We start from the raw sequence: 18,255 nt of genomic DNA, 5'->3' as shown, positions 1-18,255 counted from the left end.
GCTCACACCCCCACCAGCACGAAGGGCGCCCACATGTACGGATGGCGGAACGGCCGCTCGGGAACGCCGGGGGCCGCCAGCCGCCGCCTGAGCTCGGCGGGCAGCCACTCCTCGGCGAGGATGTCGGCCACCGTCGCCGACCTGAGCCAGGCCTGGGCCGCACGCAGCGACCGCGCGGGCGCGCCGGAACCGAGCAGCCGCCGATAGAACGCGATCATCAGCAGCACGGCCGCGCTGTCCCGCGCCTCCCATTGCGTGCAGACCACCCCCGCTCCCCCCGCCAGCAGGATGCCGGCGGGCAGGCCGACGACCTCGTCCGGCAGCCCGGCGTCGATCATCGCGGTCTCGCAGGCCGACAGCGTGACCAGCCTGGCGCGTTCCAGCGGTCGCGGCCGCGCGTCGAGCAGGTCGGCCAGCGTGATCCGGCCGCCGTGCAGGTCGAGCCCGGAGGCGAGCGGATCTTCCGGCACGTAGCCGCCGTGGCACGCCAGGTGGATGTGCGTGCCGGACGGCAGTTCGCCGAGCAGCCCGCCGGTCACCCGGCGTCCGCCGCCGAACACTCCGAGCAGCGCGGTCGCCTCCGGCTCGGCCAGGATGCCGCCGCCCTGGCCGGTGTCGTACGCCGCGACCAGGACCGGCGGCGGCTGCGTAGCCTCGGCCCGCCGCCGCGCGGCGAGCAGCAGCCGCACGGACGGCGCGTACGCCACCGCGTGCGTCCCGGCCAGCGGCTCCCCCGTCCCCGGCAGGGTCGCGGCGTGCAGCGGCAGGTGCGCGAGCGCGCCACAGGCCACCACGACCAGGCCCGCCACCGGGCCCTCCGCCAGACTTCCGCCCAGACCTCCGCCCGAATCCCCGCCCAGTGCCCCGCCCAGATCCCCGCCCAGATCCCCGCCCAGTGCCTCGGCCGGGCCGAGACGGTCGGCGAGCGGCCCGACCAGCTCGTCGCCCAGCAGCGTGAGGAGCGCGCGCAACCCTCGCCCGTTGGTCCGGCCGACCTCGGCGATCTCCCGCGCCGCGGCCTCCGCCCGCTCCGAGGTCAGTGGAGCCCAGACGACGTCGAGCGGCGGCCCCTGATCGTCCGGATGCCGGACGATCAGGCCCACGCTCCCGGACGGCGTGGCCGCCAGGTAGACGACGGGCTCCTCCGGCCGGGTGGCCATCGTCACGTCCGCCATCGTCACCTCGCGCAGGAACGCGTTCATCCCCGGCAGCGCCCGGACGCCCGCGATGGCGTCCGCCAACTCCGCCCGCACTCGCTCGACCTGCTCACCCAGCGTGTACTCGGCCGAGTCAACCGCGCGCCCGCCATCGACGGCCGACGTGAACCGGCCGAGCTCGCGGTTGCGCGCGGCCAGGTCCTGGGCTGCCTCCGCCGCGCGCAGGTAGGCCGCGTGGATCTCCGGGTCGGTCCTGGCGACCTGCCTGAGCTGGTCCTGGTCGGGCGAGAGCGCCTCGTTGAAGGTCCGCGTCCGGCCCTGTTCGAGGCAGAGCACCGCGTCCCCCGGCCGTCCCGCCCGGGCCAGCGCGTACGCGGCCCGCTGGTGCAGGTTCCCGGTGAAGGTCAGGCGGCGGCGCCGGGAGGTGCTCACCAGGCAGGCGCGGAACAGCTCATCGGCCGCCGCCACCGCCAGCTCGTACGCCTGCGCCGCGCGCGCCCATTCGCCCCGTTCCGCCAGCGCGTCACCCAGGTCGGCCGCCACGGTGACCAGCATGTCGAACCGGCCGCGCAGCTTGGCCACGGCCGCCTCCAGCGCGGCGATCTCGTCGGTACGCGACACGGCGGGGTCCCACTCCCGCATCCGGCGCCGGGCCACCGCCAGGCGGTACAGCGCCATGCCGTGCTCGCCCACCGTGACCACGTCCTCGTACGCGGCGACGCCGTCCTCGACCAGCTGGAGCCCTTGCCGCCGAGTCGCGAGCAGGTCCCCGGAATCGGCGGCCTCGGGATGGTCGAGCAGCACGGCGCCCAGTTTCAGGGCGGTCCGCGCCCAGAGGTGCGGCGCGCCCTGCCTGCTCCGGTCCGCGAGCGCGGCGCGCAGCAGGCGGAGCTGCTCCTCATGCTCGCCGAACGTGCCGGCCACGATCGACAGCTTGTCGTAGGTGCTGGACGCCTCATCGCGATCGCCGACCCGGAGGTAGACCTCAAGCGCCCCGGTGAAGTGCTCGCGGGCCAGCCGATGATTGTCGAGCCGGTCTCCGCGGCTCCGCTTCATCAGCAGCACCCCCAGCCTGACCTGCGTGTTCGCCCACTGCTCCGGGTCGGTCTCGGCCGACTCCACGGCGTCGATCCGCCGGTAGATACGCAGCGCCCGCTCCAGGTTGACGGCCGGATCACCCGCCTCCCTGACGTTGTACGCCCCGGCCAGCGCGCTCTGCGCGTCACACCAGAGCTCCTTGAACCCGGCCGGGTCGAGCCGCGCCACGACCTGTTCGAGCAGGGCGATGCCCTCTTCGACCGGCTCCCGCCCGAGCTGGGTGCCGCGTTCCATCAGCACCTTCGCCAGCGCGGTCTGGGCCCGCCCGAAGAGGGTGGGATCGCGGTCCGGCGTGGCCTCCTCCAGGGCGGCGCGGAAATACCGCATGGCCAGCTCCTGGTTGGCCCAGCGGTCGCCGATGTCGCGCATCTCGTACACCCGGCCGGCCTCGAACTGGGCGACGGCCCAGCCCTCCGGCCGCTCCTGCCGGGAGACGGCGCGCGCCACGCGGACCAGGATGCCGATGGCGCGTTCCAGGTTGATCACCCGGTTGCCCTCGTCGGCGCTGCTCAGCGCCTGGCCCAGGATGATCTGCAGCCACGCGCGCACCTCGTCGCCGTCCTCGTCGCGGAGGAGGGTCAGGCCCTGCTCGGCGAGCCGTACCAGCCTGCTCGACAGGGGCCGATCGGCCACCGACCTGCCGAGGGAACGCGACCCCAGCCACATGATCTGCTGAACGATCCGGTGCAGCTCATCGGATCGCCTCATCTCGACGCCGGCGGCAGCGTGCTTTCGCCGCGTTCTTCGCAGTGCATCTGGACATCTCCCACACCCGAGTAGTCCACGCGATCTCCCCGACGACACCCCAATTCTGTCCCAACGGCAGCCGCCCCCGGGGGTGTTGCCGCAAATCCACCGACGATTTTTTTTGTCTTGACAATGAGAATTGTCGGGGACTAGCGTGAGGGCATGTTCGAAGCGGGAGTCACGCCGGCCATCGCGGCGCGGCTGGTCGCAGGTCAAGAACTGAGAGATCCAGGAGTCCTGATATGTCGCATGAATTCCAGCTGACCCACGACATCGAGCTCGAAGCCACCCCCGAGCAGGTGTGGGCGGCCATCGCCACCGGACCGGGCGTCGACTCCTGGTTCATGGGCAGCAACGAGATCGAGCCCCGTGAGGGCGGCGTCACCAGCATGGCGATGCCCGGCTTCACCGGTGAGTCCAGGGTCACCGCCTGGGAGCCGGGGCGCCGCTTCGCCCATCAGAGCCCGCCCGCCGAAGACGGCTCGTTCATGGCGTTCGAGTACCTGATCGAGGCCAGCGACGGCGGCGCCACCGCGCTGCGGATGGTGCACAGCGGCATCCTGACCGGCGACTGGGAGTTCGAGTACGACGCGCTGCGCAAGGGCAACCCGCTCTACCTGCGCTCCCTGGCCCAGTACCTCAAGCACTTCCCCGGCCGGACCGCCGTGCCGGTGACCGCGTTCGGCCCGCAGCAGCCCGACCAGGACACGGTCTGGGCGGCAGTCACCCGCGCCGCCGGACTCTCCCAGGACGTGCACGAGGGCGACAAGGCGCACTTCACGGTCGGCGGCGAGCAGGTGGACGGCGTGGTCGACACCGTGCTGGAGCCGTCGTTCCTGGGCGTGCGCACCGACGACGCGCTGCTGCGGTTCGTCGGCGGCGGCGGGATGGTGCTCACCGGCCACCACCTCTTCAGCGACGTGGACCCGGCCGAGGCCGAGCGGATCTGGGGCGAGTGGCTCGCCGCCGCGCTGGCCTGAGAAGGGATACGGACCGATGAAGAACAACCCCTGGGTCGGCCTGGCCGTCCTCGCCCTGCCCGCCCTCCTGCTCTCCCTCGACGTCTCCGTCCTGTACGTCGCCCTGCCGCAGCTCAGCGCCGACCTGCACGCCGACGCCACCCAGCAGCTGTGGATCCTCGACATCTACTCGTTCATGCTGGCCGGATTCCTGGTCACGATGGGCGCCCTCGGCGACCGCATCGGCCGCCGCCGGCTGCTGCTGATCGGCGCCGCCGCGTTCGGCGTCGCCTCGGTCGTGGCCGCGTACGCCACCGGCGCGGCCCTGCTGATCGCCGCCCGCGCCCTGCTCGGCGTGGCCGGCGCCACGCTGATGCCGTCCACGATGGCCCTGATCCGCAACATGTTCCCCGACCCCAAGCGGATGGGCGCCGCGATCGGCGTCTGGTTCAGCTGCTTCATGGGCGGCATGACGCTCGGCCCGCTCGTCGGCGGCCTGCTGCTTGAGCACTTCTGGTGGGGTTCGGCGTTCCTGCTCGGCGTGCCGTTCATGGTGCTGCTGCTGGTGACCGGCCCGATCCTGCTGCCCGAGTACAAGCCGGCCAAGCCGGAGCACCCGATCGACCTCGCCAGTGTGGGCCTGTCGCTCGCCGCGATCCTGCCGGTCATCTACGGCCTGAAGTCGCTGGCCCGCGACGGCTGGAACCTCCTGCCGCTCGTCGCGGTCGTCGTCGGCGTCGGGTTCGGTTTGGTGTTCGTCCGCCGCCAGCGCGTCCTGCCCGACCCGCTGCTGGACCTGCGGCTGTTCGCCAACCGCGTCTTCAGCACCGCCCTCGGCATCATGCTGCTCGGCGGCGTGGTGATGGCCGGGCTGTCGCTGCTGTCCAGCCTGTACCTGCAGAACGTCGCCGGACTGTCCCCGCTGGAGACCGGCGTACGGCTGATCCCGCAGAACGTCGCCATGGTCATCGGCTCGATGATCGCCCCGGCGGTGGCCAGGACCGGCCTGACCGCCGCGGTCGCGGTCGCCGACGAGGTGCCCGGCCTGCTCGACGCGGCCAGGGCCGCGTTCACCACCGGCCTCAACGTGGTCGGAGCCGTCGGGGCGGTCATCTTCCTGGGCCTGGCCGTCGCCGCCGCGATCACCCTCCGGACGGGGCGTGCGCAGCCGGAACCGGTCACCGCCGACGCGTGACGGTTCGGCGATTTCACGGGGTACGCAGGTTGGCCAGGGTGAGGTCGAGTGCCGTCTCCAGGTGCTCTGCCACGCCGGTGGCCATCAGCACGACGACCCCGCCCTGGACGGCGACGAGCAGGGCCTGCGCGGCCTGGGCGGGCGGCGGGGCGGCGGTCATCCGCCCGCCGGCCTGCATGCGCCGGACCCCCTCGGCGAGGGCGTGCTCCCAGCGGGCGTACAGGTCGAGGACCACGGTTCTGCCGCCCTCGTCGTTGGGCGCCAGCTGGGCGAGCAGGGAGCTGAGGGGGCAGTGGCGGCCCTGCCGGCGGTAGCGTTCGATGACCTGGTCGCGCCAGGCGGTCCAGGAGTCCCAGCTGCTGAGGTCGCCCAGGTGGGGTTGCTGGTCGGCGAGGACCTGGTCGGCCTCGTGGCGGGCGACGGCGAGCAGCAGCTGGGCGCGGCCGTCGGGAAAGTAGTGGAACAGCTGGCTCTTGCTGGTCCGGGTGGCCTCGCGGATCTCGTCCAGGGAGACGCCGGGGCCGCGCCGCCGTAGTTCGACCGCGGCGCCTTCGACGATGCGCTGCCGGGTGGCGGCTCCCTTGCTCGTCATCCCCTGTGGCACGCGCTCCGCCTTTACCTGATTGGACTTGACGGTCCAATCCTACGCGCTCCACACTGGACCAAATAGTCCATTTTGGAGGCTCGCCGTGAACACCAACCTGAAGGGCCGCAGCGCCCTCGTCACCGGGGCGACCACGGGGATCGGCCGCGCCATCGCGGTCGCGCTGGCCGAGGAGGGCGCGCACGTGATCGCGACCGGGCGGAACACCGAGCGGGGCGCGGCCGTGGTCACCGAGATCCGGGAGGCTGGCGGCCGGGCCGACTTCGTCGCCGCCGACCTGGCCGGGGGCTCGGCGGCGGTGGACGCGCTGGCCGATCAGGTGGCCGGGCTGGCGGGCGGGCGGCTGGACGTGCTCGTCAACAACGCCGCGCTGCTGATCAATCCGCAGGCCACCGGCGAACTGCCCGAAGAGCTGATCGACCGGGCGTTCGCGGTCAGCGTGAAGGCTCCGACCCTGCTGACCGGGCGGATCGCGCCTCGGATGGCCGCCGCGGGCGGCGGCGCGATCGTGAACCTCGGGTCGATCAACGGGGTGCGCGGCATGGCCGGGTCGGCGCTCTACAGCATGACCAAGGCCGCGATGCACTCGCTGACCAAGTCCTGGGCGGCGGAGTTCGGACCGGCGGGGGTCAGGGTCAACACCGTCGCCCCGGGCCCGACCAGCACCGAACGCAATGAGCAGATCAGGGACCGGCTGGAGCCGATGGTCGCGGCCACTCCCGGCCGCCGGCTGACCACGCCGTCCGAGGTCGCCGCCGCGGTGGTCTTCCTGGCCGGCGACGGCGCGGCCAACATCCACGGCGCCACTCTGTTCGTCGACGGGGGCTTCACCTCCCTCTGAGCCGGCCGGGGGTGGGACACTGACGGTCATGATCCAGCTACCTCCGGTCCTCGCGGATCTGCGGGGATACCGGCGTACGTGGCTGCGGGGTGATCTGCTCGCCGGGGTCACCGTGGCCGGGTATCTGGTGCCCCAGGTCATGGCGTACGCGACCGTGGCCGGGCTGCCGCCGGTCGCCGGGCTGTGGGCGATCCTGGTGCCGCTGGCGCTCTATCCGCTGCTGGGTTCCTCCCGGCAGCTCTCGATCGGGCCCGAGTCCTCGACCGCGCTGATGACGGCGGTCACGATCGGGCCGCTGGCGGCGGGCGATCCGGCCCGGTACCCGGCGCTGGCCGCCGCCCTGGCGATCCTGGTGGGGTTGTTCGCACTGGCCTGCTGGGTGCTCCGGCTGGGTTTCGTGGCCAATCTGCTGTCCCGGCCCATCCTGGTCGGGTATCTGACCGGGCTCGGGCTCACCATGATCGTCGGGCAGCTGGAGCGGACCACCGGGGTGCCCGTGTCGGGGAACGAGTTCTTCGACGAGCTGGCCTCGTTCGCGCGAGGGCTGCCGCGAATCCACTGGTGGACGGTGCTGTTCGCGGTGGCGGTGCTGGTCTTCCTCTTCCTGCTGAAACGGCTGTTTCCCGCGCTGCCGGCCCCGCTGCTCGCGGTTCTGCTCGCGACCGCCTCGGTCGCGGTGTTCGGCCTGGAACGCTATGGGATCGAGGTCGTGGGCTCGATCCCCTCCGGGCTTCCGACTCCGTCGCTGCCCTTCGGCGTCGGGCTGGGCGAGCTTCTGCTGCCCGCCCTCGGTGTGCTTCTCGTGGGTTACAGCGACAACGTGCTCACCGGGCGGTCCTTCGCCGCGCGGCACCGGCAGGAGATCAACGCCAATCAGGAACTGCTCGCCCTCGGCGCCGCCAATGTGGGCGCCGGGATCTTCCAGGGGTTTCCGGTCAGCAGCAGCGGCAGCCGTACCGCGCTGGGAGACGCGGCGGGCGCGCGCACCCAGGTGTACTCGTATGTCGCGCTGGTCCTGGTGATCGTGGTGCTGCTGGCCGCCGGGCCGCTGCTGGCGCTGTTCCCCGTCGCCGCCCTCGGCGCCCTCGTCATCTACGCGGCGACCCAGCTCATCGACGTGGCCCAGTTCCGCCGCCTGCTCGCCTTCCGCCGGAGCGAACTGCTGCTGGCGCTCGCGGCCTGCGCCAGCGTCCTGGTCTTCGACATCCTGTACGGCGTGCTGCTCGCGGTGGCTCTGTCCGTCGCGGAGATGCTGGCCCGGGTGGCGCGCCCGCACGACGCGATCCTCGGCGTCGTGCCCGGCCTGGCCGGCATGCACGACGTCGACGACTATCCGCGGGCCAGGACCATCCCCGGGCTGGTCGTCTACCGCTACGACTCCCCGCTGTTCTTCGCCAACGCCCAGAACTTCCGCCGCCGCGCGCTGGCCGCCGCCGACGCCCACGACGGCCCGGTGCTGTGGTTCGTCCTCAACGCGGAGGCGAACGTGGAAGTCGACATCACCGCGCTGGACTCGGTCGAGTCGCTGCGGGCCGAACTGACCGGGCGGGGGATCGTCTTCGGCCTGGCCCGGGTGAAGAAGGATCTTCGCGATTCCCTGGACGCGTTCGGGCTGACGGCCTCGGTGGGCGAGGACCACATCTTCCCCACATTGCCGACCGCGGTGGCCGCGTACGAGAGCTGGCGGTCGAGCCGTCCGGAGTGATCCGGATGAACATTTCACCGGTATCGCCAAGGCTGAGGGCCGCCCCGTTCCGCGCTGTTGACCTGTCCGGGGAGACGTCATATGTTCCTCGAAACAATTCGCAGATATTTCGAAACGTTTCCAGCGATCCCCTCTGACCGCATTTCCGGGAGCAAAGATGATCAGACACCTGCGCCGCCTGACCCAGCCGGGCAAGCTGACCGTGCTCACCACCGCGGCGCTGATGGTCGCGACGATCCCCGCGCAGGCCGCCTCGGCCGCCCACCCGCCGTCCCACTGCCGCAACGGCTACGTCGGCCTCACCTACGACGACGGCCCCACCCCGGAGACGACCTCCAGCCTGCTCCGCGCCCTGCGCCAGGCCAACGTCAAGGCCACCTTCTTCAACACCGGCACCGCCGCCGAGGCCCACCCCGAACTCGTCCGCGCCCAGCAGCGCGCCGGCATGTGGATCGCCAACCACACCAAGACCCACCCGCACCTCCCCCAGATCGGCGAACCGGCCGCGTTCAACGAGATCGCCGACACCCAGAAGATCCTCCGGCACATCACCGGCCAGCGCCCCACCCTGTTCCCCCCCCCGTTCGGCGAGACCAGCGACCAGGTCCGCGCCGACGCGGCCCGCCTGAAGCTGCTCGAAGTCCTCTGGACGGTCGACTCCAGGGACTGGGCCGGCGCGACCACCGCGGAGATCGTCGCCGCCGCCGACACCCTCCAGCCCGGCGGAATCATCCTGATGCACGACTGGGCCCAGCCGTCCGTCGACGCCGTCCCGCAGATCGTCAGCAACCTCCGCAAACGCGGCCTCTGCCCCGGCAAAATCGTCTTCACCCGCCGCGACATCCCGTACGCCGACACGTTCTTCCACGCAGTGGCCGTAGCTCCCTAACCCTTCTCGACCGCTTCGCGTACGGCCGGGACGATCTCCGTGGCCCAGCGGCCGAGGAAGCCGAGGTCCGGCGAGGCGTGGTCGGCCGAGAAGACCACGAAGCCCGAGGCGCCGTGCTCCAGCACGGCGCCGGTCAGCTCCTCGACCCACTGGCCGACTGAACCGCCGAGCCAGCGGCCGTCGCGGTCGCGGGTGGCGGGCAACGGTCGGCCGGTGACGCGGCCGGGGAAGTTGAAGATCGTGCGGATCTCGCGCGGATCGCGGCCCTCGCCCGCCGCCGCCTCGTCGATGACCGGCCGGGACTCCCGGTATCGCGCGCTGAGCCAGTCCGCCGCGTGGCCGGGGATCCAGCCGTCGGCCACCCGGCCGGTGACGGCCAGGGATTTCGGGCCGACCGACCCGGTCCACACCGGTGGCGCGGCCACCGGCGCCGGCTCGATCCGGTCCACCTGGTAGTGGCTGCCCCGGTAGGTGACCGGCGGGCCGCCGCCCGCCAGCGATTTGATCAGGACGATCGCCTCCTCGAAGGCGGCCACGGCATCGCCGGGTGAGAGCCGCGGCACTCCCATGTCGGAGATCCGATCCCACAGCCCGCCCGCGCCCATGCCGAGCACGACCCGGCCGCCGGAGAGCGCGGACAGCGATGTCGCCATCCGCGCCAGCATGGGGGCTGGCCGGGTCGGCAGGTTGGTGACGTTCGCGAAGCCCGAGATGCGCTGGGTGCGTCCCAGGAGGAATCCGACGGCGGCGTACGCGTCCAGGCGCCCGCCGAGGTAGGGGTGGTCCGACACCGAGAAGACGTCAAGCCCGTCGCGGTCGGCCTGCTGAGCCAGGCGCAGCAGTTCCGGCGCTTCGCCGACGCCGCTGGGCGCGCCAAAGCCGAAGACGAGTTCCATTGTTCCTACCCCCCGCGACAAGAGCCAAGTTCGTGCCACGAACTATATTAGTTCGTGGAACGAACTACAACCCGGCGGAGGCTTATTCGCCCGGTTCCAGAAAGACCATCGGGACATTGTTGTCCAGCACGACGCGGCCGAGCAGGTCCGCGAGCGTGTCACGCTCGGCCGAAGTGAGCCCTGCCGACAACTTCTCGACCCGCCGGCAGGTTTCGGAGTAGAACTCCTCCGCGAGCCTGCTCCCCCGCGGTGTGAGCGCGACCCGGACCGCGCGCAGGTCCTGCGGATCCGGTTCACGCCGCACCAGGCCGTTCCGCTCGGTGCGATCCACCAGGCCGGTGAGACTCGACTTGGCCAGCCCCAGCACCACACCCAGCTCGCTCATGCCGTACGGCTGCGCCATCAGCACGCACAGCAACTGCCCCTGCTGCGGGGTCAGACCGTGCTCCCGCCCCGAATCCGCGTACACCGCATTCACCAAGAACGAGGACCGCACCAGCGCGGCCACCACTCCTATCTGGCCATTATCATGCTTACCCACGCGGTCAGGATAACATCGGCCATCCATGTAATTCGTGCGGCGAACTATCCGGAGGCCGAAGCCCATGACGTCTGCGGGCTTTCCGGACATGAGCAGGATCGTGCAAGGATGGAAGAGCATTGTTCTAACATCTCCGCAGCTCACGCTGGTCAAATGAGAAGGACAGATTCTCATCGGACATTGAGAGGTGGGCGAACCATGCAGGTCGCAATCGTCACAGGGGCGAGTTCCGGGATCGGGCGGAGCGCCGCCGTCCAGATCGCCAAGCGGGGAACCGGGGTGATCCTGACCTACAACGGCAACCAGCCCGGAGCGCTCGACGCGGTCGCGGCGATCGAGAAGGAGGGCGGGCAGGCCGTCGCGCTGCCGCTGGACGTCGGCAGAAGCGAGATCTTCCCGGCCTTCCGCGAGTCCGTCGTCGCGGCCCTGCGCGACACGTGGCAGCGGGACACGTTCGACTTCCTCGTCAACAACGCCGGTTTCGGGCAGATGGCGATGTTCGAGGACACCTCCGAGGAGCTCTTCGACACGTTCATGCGGGTCCTGCTCAAGGGGCCGTACTTCCTGACCCAGACCCTGCTGCCGCTGCTGACGGACGGCGGCGCCATCGTCAACGTCACCAGCAACTCGGCGCTGGCCTCCGGCCTGGAGGAGGGCTACTCCGCCTACGCGACGATGAAGGGCGGCCTGACCGTGCTCACCCGCTACATGGCCAAGGAGTTCAGCAAGCGGGGCATCCGCGTCAACGCGATCGCCCCCGGCTCGACCCGCACCCGGATCGCCGGCGACGCCTTCGAGCGCTTCCCCGAGGTGATCCCGGCCATCGCGGCGAAGACCGCGTTCGGCCGGGTGGGCGAACCCGACGACATCGGCATGATGATCGCGGCACTGCTCTCGGAGGAGGGCCGCTGGGTCACCGCGCAGAACCTCGAAGTCTCCGGCGGCTACAACCTCTGACCGAAATCCTCAAGCAGGCCGGTGTACTTTTTCGGGCCTGGACGGGCGAATTCGCCGCGTTTGCTGGTTCGCAGGTCGAGGGCGACCAGTGATTCGGCCAGCTTGACGGCGACCGCGACCCCGTCGATCACCGGGACGCCGAGCCGGGCCGTCAGTTCCTCGCGGAAGGACGCCATTCCCGCGCAGCCCAGGACGATCGAGTCGCAACCGTCGTGTTCCACCGCGTACGCGCACAGGTCGGCCAGGACCTCCCGGGCCGAGGACGACGGATCGTCCAGTTCCAGGACCGGGATGTCGCACGCGTGCACGGTTCGGCACGCGCCGGCGAAGCCGTAGCGGGTGGCCAGGTCCCAGGCGCGGCCGGTGGTGCGGGACAGGGTGGTGACCACGCTGAAGCTGCGGCCGAGCAGGGTGGCGGCGTGCATGGCCGCCTCGGCGGTGCCGATCACGGGGCCGGTGGCGAGTTCCCTGGCGGCGTCCAGGCCGGGGTCGCCGAAGCAGGCGATGACGTAGCCGTCCGCCTGGGCTCTGCCGATCTCGGCGAGCAGGCCGGGGACGGCCAGCGCCTCGTCGTAGTGGCTCTCGATGGATTCCGGGCCCATGTCCGGATTGACGGCGGTGACGCGGGTGGTCGGCGCCGCGGCCGCCCGGGCGCAGCGGCCGATGGTCTCGGTCATCGCCCGGGCGGTGTTGGGGTTGATCACCTGAATATGGATCATGCGTCGGAGACCACGATCCTCGGCGAAAGACGCTCGAAGGCGACGAACGCCACGAATCCCAGCCCGCAGCCGACGAACCAGCTGTAGTCGGCGATCCACGTCAGATCCAGGGTGCTGAGCTCCAGGTCGAGCAGCATCTTGGGCACCAGCACCGAGACGACCGCCGGTACGCCGCTGGCCACGGTCGCCCAGACCGCGTTCGGGTTGTATCCGCCGCGGAACCAGTACCGGCCGCCGGGGTCGAGGGTGAACAGCTCGTCCACCGAGACCCGCTGCCGGCTGATCACGTAGTAGCCGGCGATCAGGATGCCGAACAGCGGCCCGATCAGCGCGCCGAGCAGGCCGAGTGTGTAGTGGATGGCGTCCGGGTTGCTGTACCAGTTCCACGGCGTCAGCAGCACCGAGCCGACCGCCGCGATCATGCCGCCGGTCCGCCAGCTGATCTTCTGCGGGTTGACGTTGCTGAAGTCGAAGGCCGGGGAGATGAAGTTGGCCACGATGTTGATGCCGATCGTGGCGATCACGAAGGTCAGCCCGCCGAGCAGGATCGCGACCGGGGTGTCGATGCGCTCCACGGTGTGGATCGGGTCGGTGATCAGCTCCCCGAAGACCGGCACCGTGGCCGAGGCCGTGATCACGGTGAGCAGCGAGAAGAACAGGAAGTTGATCGGCAGGCCGAGGAAGTTGCCCCGCTTCACCGCCTCGAACGACCGTCCGTACCTGGAGAAGTCGCCGAAGTTCAGCATGGGGCCGGAGAAGTAGGACACGACCAGGGCGATGGCGCTGAGCATCACCGGGACCGAGGCCGCGAAGTCCAGGTTCTCGCCCTGGGAGAGGTCGAGGCTGATGTTCTCCCAGCCCGCCTGGGCGACCAGGTAGCCAGCCAGGACGACCATCACGACGTACACGGCCGGGCCGGCCCAGTCGATGAAACGGCGGATCGCCTCCATGCCCTTCCAGAACACCGCGGCCTGGGCGACCCACAGGATCGCGTAGCAGATGTAGCCGAGTGCGGACAGGCCGAGGAATCCGCCCTCGTTCAGGGACGCGGTGGCCGGCCAGAACTTGAGGAAGACGATGATGAGGGACTGCGAGGCCAGGTAGGTCTGCACGCCGTACCAGGCGATGGCGATGAGCCCGCGGATGATCGCCGGGATGTTCGCCCCGAGCACCCCGAAGATGGCCCGGTTGATCACCGGGTACGGCACGCCGGTGACCTGGCTGGGCTTGGCGACGAGGTTGCAGAAGACGTTGACGATGATGATGCCGATGATCAGCGCGAACAGCACCTGCCAGCTCGCCAGGCCGAGCGCGAACAGGCTGCCCGCGGTGACGTACCCGCCGACGCTGTGCACGTCGGACATCCAGAAGGCGAAGATGTTGTAGGAGGACCAGGTCTGCTTGCGCAGCGGCGCCAGGTCCTCGTTGGCGAGCCGGGGGTCGTAGCCGGGCTTGATCAGACCGGCGCCGATGGGATGTCCGGCGGCTTCGACGAGATCGTGGGGTTTGGGCTGGGATAATGCACTTGGTTCGGTCATCGCGACTCCCCTTGTTAAGTCCCGACTTCACACTTGACGTGAATGTATGACTGAACACCCGGCCCGGAATTTCGCGCACGTAAAGGCTTTGTGACATGACAGCCGAACCCCGCATCGAGGCGCTCTCGACCGAACGGCTCGGAGGGCGGCTGCGTGAACTGCGGCTTCAGTCCGGGATGTCGCTACGCGCGCTCGCCCGCGAGCTGGGCATCTCCCCGAGCGCGGTCTCCCAGATCGAGCGGGGCGCCATGCGCCCGTCGGTGAGCCGGTTGATCGCGTTCGTGTCGGCCATCGGGGCGCCGCTGGCGGCGGTCTTCGACACGGCGCCGGAGAGCAAGCCGGTCGACGGGTTCGCGATCCGGCGGGCGCACGAGATCGCGTCCATCCAGCTCAGCGGCGGGATCACCTTCCGCCGCCTGTCCCCGGTGCCGATACCGGATGTGGAGTTCTTCGAGTCGACCTATCCGCCCAATTCTATCTCCAACGCGCACGGGCAGTTTCTCCGGCACGACGGGTACGAAGTGGGCACGGTCACGCAGGGCGAGCTGACCATCGATTTCGAAACCGAAGTGGTCACCCTGGCGGCGGGTGATTCCATCACCTTTCCCTGCGGGCTCCCGCACATCATCGGCAACCGGTCGGAGACCACGACCGCGGTGGCGACCTGGCTCATCGTGAATCACTGAGCAGGCCCAGCCGGGCGGTCAGGTCCCTGGCCGGGGTGTTCAGGTACTGCTGGAACAGGCTGTGCGGGAAGACGAAGCCGTTGCCCGTGCTGTGCAGCAGGATGCACTGCTCGGCGTGGTGCAGGAATCGCTGGTAGCGCAGGGGCGTGCCGCCGCGGATGACCATGATCAGTCGGATGATCCAGTGCAGGGCCGCGGCCATGCCGCCGAAGCGGACGGCGCGGAGCACGCCGTACAGGGGGGCGAAGAGGCCGACGGCCAGCCAGAGGCGGTCCGGCGGGGTGCCGGGGGCGGCGATCCAGAACAGCAGCAGGATGGTGAGTGCGACGGCGATCGCGTTGGCGGAGCCGAGCAGGAACGCGAAGCGGGCCGAGCGGCGGGTGCCTTCGTTCGGGCGGGGGCGCTTGTCCCGCAGGGACGGTTCGATGTTGTCGCCGAGCCCGTAGATGAGGACGAGGAGGAGGGTGGCGGCGAACCAGAGGCCGCCGGGGAGGAGCAGCGAGAACACGTAGCCGAACAGGACCGCCTGGGCGCCGATGACGGCGAGCGGGATCACGCCCAGGGCGAAGAACCGCTGGGAGGGCGCGATCGTCATCCGGGGGCGCAGGGTCCATCTGATCTGCTCGACCGGGACGTGGGCCGAGCGGAAGGTGCCCTCCAGGCTGGCGACGGCGACCCAGAGGTAGACCAGGCAGAGCACCCTGACCCCGGAGTCGGACCAGCGCACGTCAGGGGCGACCTGGCCGCACAGCAGAGCGCCGCCGGCGATCCAGCCGAACATCCAGAGATAGCCGCCCTTCTCGTCCTGGTCCGCGAAGCCGCCTCTGGAGCCGATGGCCACGGCCACTGTCATGATCGCGCCGATGAGGACGACCTGCCCGGCCTGGGCGAAGTCGGTGTCCAGTACCCCCATCCGGTCGGCGGCCATGAGCCACAGGCAGGTCAGCAGGGTGACGAAGGTCGGCGCGAAGGAGCCGTCGAGGATCGCGAACAGGGTGTGCCCGCGCTTGGGGAGCCAGTCGACGCCCACCCGGTCCAGGTGGAAGATCTGCTCGCCCCGCCCGGACAGGGTGCGGGCGAGCCAGGTCAGCCAGGTCAGGGTCTGCTCGGGGCGGTAACGGCTCTCCGGGCCCTCGGTGAGCATGCGTTTCACATAGGCGTCGAAGATCAGCTCGGTGCGTGTCCGGAGATCGGCGGAGACCTTCAGTTCCGGTGCGGTCCGTCCCGCGTAGGTACGGTGGATGATCTTGAGCATCAAGGGTGACAGGAACAGCTCCCACAGCGACTCGTCGTCGTCGAGCGCGGCTTTCACGTCGGTGAGCGCGGCCTGGTCGGCCAGCAGGTAGTTCTGCACGTCGTCGGTGGTCGGCGCGGCGAGTTCGACGCTGAGGAGGGCTCCGACCCGGCGGGCCAGTTCCTCGTCGGCGGTACGGCAGCTGACCACCAGCCCGGTGCATTTCTCCTGGAACCGGCGGAGCTGGGTCACGCACTCCTCCCGGTCGGCCTCGGGCACGGTGTCCAGACCGTCGAGAATCGGCAGCAGTGCGTCCTCTGCCAGCAACAGGCGCGCCCGCGCCTCGGCCACTCCGCGCTGGCGGTGGGCCGCCGTGGCGATCCAGTCCTCCAGCCGCTCGCTCTTGCGGTAGGTGGCCAGGTCGAGCAGGACGGGGAGCTGGTGGCGGTGACCCGCCTGCGAGGCGGCCAGCGCCTCGGCCGCCAGGTGGCGGGCGAGTTTGGCCAGCTGGGTGCTCTTGCCTAGGCCCGGCTGGGCGATCAGCATCAGGCTCTTGCCGCTCGCGGCGTACAACTCCCGGATGGTCCGTGGGCGGGGAGGTTCACGCTTCCAGCCCGCTCTCCGGATGGAGCGCTTCCGGCGGGAAGCGACGGGGGCATCCGCCAGGACGGAGAACCGGGGGGTCAGGTAATAGTCGGCCTCGGCCCGCCGCACGATCTTCGCCGCGGCGCTGATCGTCCGGTGCAGCGTGCCCTCGCGGCTCTCGTCGCTGCCTCCTTCGCCCCGCCGCGTCAGGGCGCGCAGCCATCGGGTCAGTCCGCGCCACCGCCGGCCGCGGCGGCTGTCCCAGTCACGGATCTCCCGCGCGGACTCGGTCGCCGAGCCGGCCCCGGGCAGGGGGATCAGGCCGGCCAGATCGACGGCGCCCTGCCGGACGCGTTCCTCGGTCATCCGGTGGCGCGACTCCCACTCGGCCGGATCACCGCCGAGCGCGGCCACCAGCGCCCGGCACGTCTGCCAGGTGTACGCGCGGCCCGCGAAGATGTTGGACATGTGCGCCCGCGAGATGTTCGCCTTCCGGCCGAGCTCGCTCTGGCTCAGTCGCGTGGCGGGGTCACCGACGGCATACAGCTCGTCGTGGATGAGGCGCGTGAACTCCGCCCAGGGCCGCATGACGGGATCCACACTGAGCGGATCGGGCGGGACGATCCCCGGGGTCGTCCGCCCGCCGCTGCCCCGCTTCTTCTGCTGCCCGACACGATCTGCCATCTTCTGCCATTCACCCATTCACTGCTGGTCAGAGCCCCTATGGCCGGAGGGGAACAAGGTCTAAACCTGAAGGCGTAAGCCCGTCGACAACCCCCGAGAGGACAGCTCTTGAACGCCTTCGCGCACTCCGAGACGGCCCTGCTCCTGCCCGTTCTGCTCTGCGGCCTGGCCCACGTGCTCATACCCAGGCTCATCGCCCTGCTGGCACTCGCGATGGTGCTGTGGGGCAGCCGGCCCGGCGAGCGGCCCGCGCTTCTCGACGCCTGCGCCCAGTCCCTGCGGCACTTGCTCCGCCCATCATTCCGGCCGGCGTCCCGCGATACCCAGCATTTCCCCCAAGCCGCGCTCTCCCCTGAGGTACGGCAACTACCTCCGGACAGAAACTAATCCGGAAATTTCGCCCAATACAGCAGCGAACCCCGACCGGCTGGTCGGGGTTCGCTGTTCCGGAGCTCAGAGAATCGAACCCGACGGGACGTTCTTGGCCACGTCGCAGACCTGCTTGGTCTGGCGGTGGCCGGCTCGCCTGGCAGTACTACCAGGCGGGCCGGGGCCACGGGTGCGTTCAGGCGGCGCGCAGCGGCGCGAGAGCCTTGCTCCACGCGATGACCTGGTCGAGCACCGTGTGCAGGGTCTCGGCGTGGAAGTCGTTCGGCTTGAAGACCTTGTAGTTCTCGAAGTCGGTGAAGACCGACAGCGCCACCTGGGCGCGCACGTCGGCCATCTGGAGTTCGCCCGCGATCAGGCGCAGGTGCTCCACGGCGCGGGCGCCGCCGAGGGCGCCGTAGCTGACGAAGCCGACGGCCTTGTTGTTCCACTCGGCGTAGAGGAAGTCGATCGCGTTCTTGAGCGCGCCGGAGGTGGAGTGGTTGTACTCGGGCGTGACCATGATGAACCCGTCGAACGACGCGATCTTGCGCGCCCACTCAAGGGTGTGCGGCTGGGTGTACTGCCCCATGATCGGCGAGTTGATCTCGTCGAGGTGGGGCAGCTTGAAGTCGAGCAGGTCGACGAGCTCGAACTCGGCGTCGGAGCGCTGCTTGGCGATATCGAGCACCCAGCGCGCGACCGCTTCGCCGTTACGGCCGGGGCGGGTGCTGCCGAGAATGATTCCGATCTTGGACACAACTGTTCCCTTGCTGGTCAGCGGCATGGACAAAGTCCTTGTTCCGTCAAGCAAACATATTAGTGCTTTGTTGCGCAAGCAAGTAAACTGGGAC

16 protein-coding genes are annotated in these 18,255 nt (G+C 70.2%); 8 read left to right on the top strand and 8 right to left on the bottom strand.

The genetic code is table 11. The annotated features are described in order from the left end of the window. Nucleotides 1–2: 2 nt before the first annotated feature. Nucleotides 3–2,963 carry a CHAT domain-containing protein gene (locus tag Acor_RS22205; RefSeq protein ID WP_155338639.1) on the bottom strand — a complete coding sequence of 987 codons (2,961 nt, stop codon included), beginning with the start codon at nucleotides 2,961–2,963 and terminating at the stop codon, nucleotides 3–5. A 281-nt stretch (nucleotides 2,964–3,244) separates the two neighbouring features. On the opposite strand from Acor_RS22205, the gene Acor_RS22200 reads away from it, so the two are divergent. Both Acor_RS22200 and Acor_RS22195 read left to right on the top strand, forming a co-directional pair. Then, nucleotides 3,245–3,982, top strand: coding sequence for an SRPBCC family protein (locus Acor_RS22200; RefSeq protein ID WP_155338638.1), 738 nt, complete (start codon nucleotides 3,245–3,247; stop codon nucleotides 3,980–3,982). A 16-nt stretch (nucleotides 3,983–3,998) separates the two neighbouring features. Then, complete coding sequence (locus Acor_RS22195) at nucleotides 3,999–5,156, top strand: MFS transporter (protein WP_155338637.1); 1,158 nt, start codon at nucleotides 3,999–4,001, stop codon at nucleotides 5,154–5,156. A 13-nt stretch (nucleotides 5,157–5,169) separates the two neighbouring features. Here Acor_RS22195 and Acor_RS22190 read toward each other — a convergent pair whose 3' ends face one another. Beyond that, nucleotides 5,170–5,748 carry a TetR/AcrR family transcriptional regulator gene (locus tag Acor_RS22190; RefSeq protein ID WP_155338636.1) on the bottom strand — a complete coding sequence of 193 codons (579 nt, stop codon included), beginning with the start codon at nucleotides 5,746–5,748 and terminating at the stop codon, nucleotides 5,170–5,172. Nucleotides 5,749–5,845: 97 nt separating this feature from the next. Here Acor_RS22190 and Acor_RS22185 point away from each other — a divergent pair, with 97 nt between their 5' ends. From Acor_RS22185 to Acor_RS22175, 3 genes are all read left to right on the top strand, one after another. After that, nucleotides 5,846–6,601, top strand: coding sequence for an SDR family NAD(P)-dependent oxidoreductase (locus tag Acor_RS22185; RefSeq protein WP_155338635.1), 756 nt, complete (start codon nucleotides 5,846–5,848; stop codon nucleotides 6,599–6,601). A gap of 28 nt (nucleotides 6,602–6,629) precedes the next feature. Beyond that, on the top strand, nucleotides 6,630–8,306 hold the full coding sequence (sulP, locus tag Acor_RS22180; RefSeq protein WP_155338634.1) for a sulfate permease: 1,677 nt from the start codon (nucleotides 6,630–6,632) through the stop codon (nucleotides 8,304–8,306). Between the two features lie 157 nt (nucleotides 8,307–8,463). Next, the gene (locus tag Acor_RS22175) at nucleotides 8,464–9,195 is read left to right on the top strand and encodes a polysaccharide deacetylase family protein (protein WP_155338633.1); all 732 of its coding nucleotides are present in this window, start codon (nucleotides 8,464–8,466) and stop codon (nucleotides 9,193–9,195) included. On the opposite strand, the gene Acor_RS22170 is transcribed toward Acor_RS22175, so the two are convergent. After that, the gene (locus Acor_RS22170) at nucleotides 9,192–10,091 is read right to left on the bottom strand and encodes an LLM class flavin-dependent oxidoreductase (protein ID WP_155338632.1); all 900 of its coding nucleotides are present in this window, start codon (nucleotides 10,089–10,091) and stop codon (nucleotides 9,192–9,194) included. The two genes, Acor_RS22175 and Acor_RS22170, sit on opposite strands and share 4 nt — an antisense overlap. A gap of 82 nt (nucleotides 10,092–10,173) precedes the next feature. Next, on the bottom strand, nucleotides 10,174–10,632 hold the full coding sequence (locus Acor_RS22165; protein WP_174876184.1) for a MarR family winged helix-turn-helix transcriptional regulator: 459 nt from the start codon (nucleotides 10,630–10,632) through the stop codon (nucleotides 10,174–10,176). A gap of 198 nt (nucleotides 10,633–10,830) precedes the next feature. On the opposite strand from Acor_RS22165, the gene Acor_RS22160 reads away from it, so the two are divergent. Next, a complete protein-coding gene (locus tag Acor_RS22160; RefSeq protein ID WP_155338631.1) occupies nucleotides 10,831–11,589 on the top strand; it encodes an SDR family NAD(P)-dependent oxidoreductase in 759 nt (252 codons plus the stop codon). On the opposite strand, the gene Acor_RS22155 is transcribed toward Acor_RS22160, so the two are convergent. Together Acor_RS22155 and Acor_RS22150 are read right to left on the bottom strand one after the other, a co-directional pair. Continuing rightward, the gene (locus Acor_RS22155) at nucleotides 11,577–12,308 is read right to left on the bottom strand and encodes an aspartate/glutamate racemase family protein (RefSeq protein ID WP_174876183.1); all 732 of its coding nucleotides are present in this window, start codon (nucleotides 12,306–12,308) and stop codon (nucleotides 11,577–11,579) included. The genes Acor_RS22160 and Acor_RS22155 overlap by 13 nt on opposite strands. Further along, nucleotides 12,305–13,846: an NCS1 family nucleobase:cation symporter-1 gene (locus tag Acor_RS22150; protein ID WP_155338630.1), complete on the bottom strand. Its 1,542-nt coding sequence runs from the start codon at nucleotides 13,844–13,846 to the stop codon at nucleotides 12,305–12,307. Before Acor_RS22150 ends, Acor_RS22155 begins: the two co-directional genes overlap by 4 nt. A 95-nt stretch (nucleotides 13,847–13,941) precedes the next feature. Between Acor_RS22150 and Acor_RS22145 the strand changes: the two genes are divergently transcribed. Next, nucleotides 13,942–14,532, top strand: coding sequence for a helix-turn-helix domain-containing protein (locus tag Acor_RS22145; protein WP_155338629.1), 591 nt, complete (start codon nucleotides 13,942–13,944; stop codon nucleotides 14,530–14,532). On the opposite strand, the gene Acor_RS22140 is transcribed toward Acor_RS22145, so the two are convergent. Then, the gene (locus Acor_RS22140) at nucleotides 14,516–17,035 is read right to left on the bottom strand and encodes a helix-turn-helix domain-containing protein (protein ID WP_170317036.1); all 2,520 of its coding nucleotides are present in this window, start codon (nucleotides 17,033–17,035) and stop codon (nucleotides 14,516–14,518) included. The genes Acor_RS22145 and Acor_RS22140 overlap by 17 nt on opposite strands. A gap of 108 nt (nucleotides 17,036–17,143) precedes the next feature. On the opposite strand from Acor_RS22140, the gene Acor_RS22135 reads away from it, so the two are divergent. Continuing rightward, nucleotides 17,144–17,422, top strand: a complete 279-nt coding sequence (locus Acor_RS22135) for a hypothetical protein (protein WP_155338627.1) — start codon at nucleotides 17,144–17,146, stop codon at nucleotides 17,420–17,422. Between the two features lie 178 nt (nucleotides 17,423–17,600). Here Acor_RS22135 and Acor_RS22130 read toward each other — a convergent pair whose 3' ends face one another. Next, entirely contained in the window at nucleotides 17,601–18,161 is a 561-nt protein-coding gene (locus Acor_RS22130; protein WP_155338626.1) for an NADPH-dependent FMN reductase, read from the bottom strand. Nucleotides 18,162–18,255 lie beyond the last annotated feature (94 nt).

Source organism: Acrocarpospora corrugata (genome assembly GCF_009687845.1).
Classification (GTDB): domain Bacteria; phylum Actinomycetota; class Actinomycetes; order Streptosporangiales; family Streptosporangiaceae; genus Acrocarpospora; species Acrocarpospora corrugata.
The sequence above is the reverse complement of the archived record's forward strand: the minus strand, read 5'-3'. Positions and strand labels throughout refer to the sequence as shown.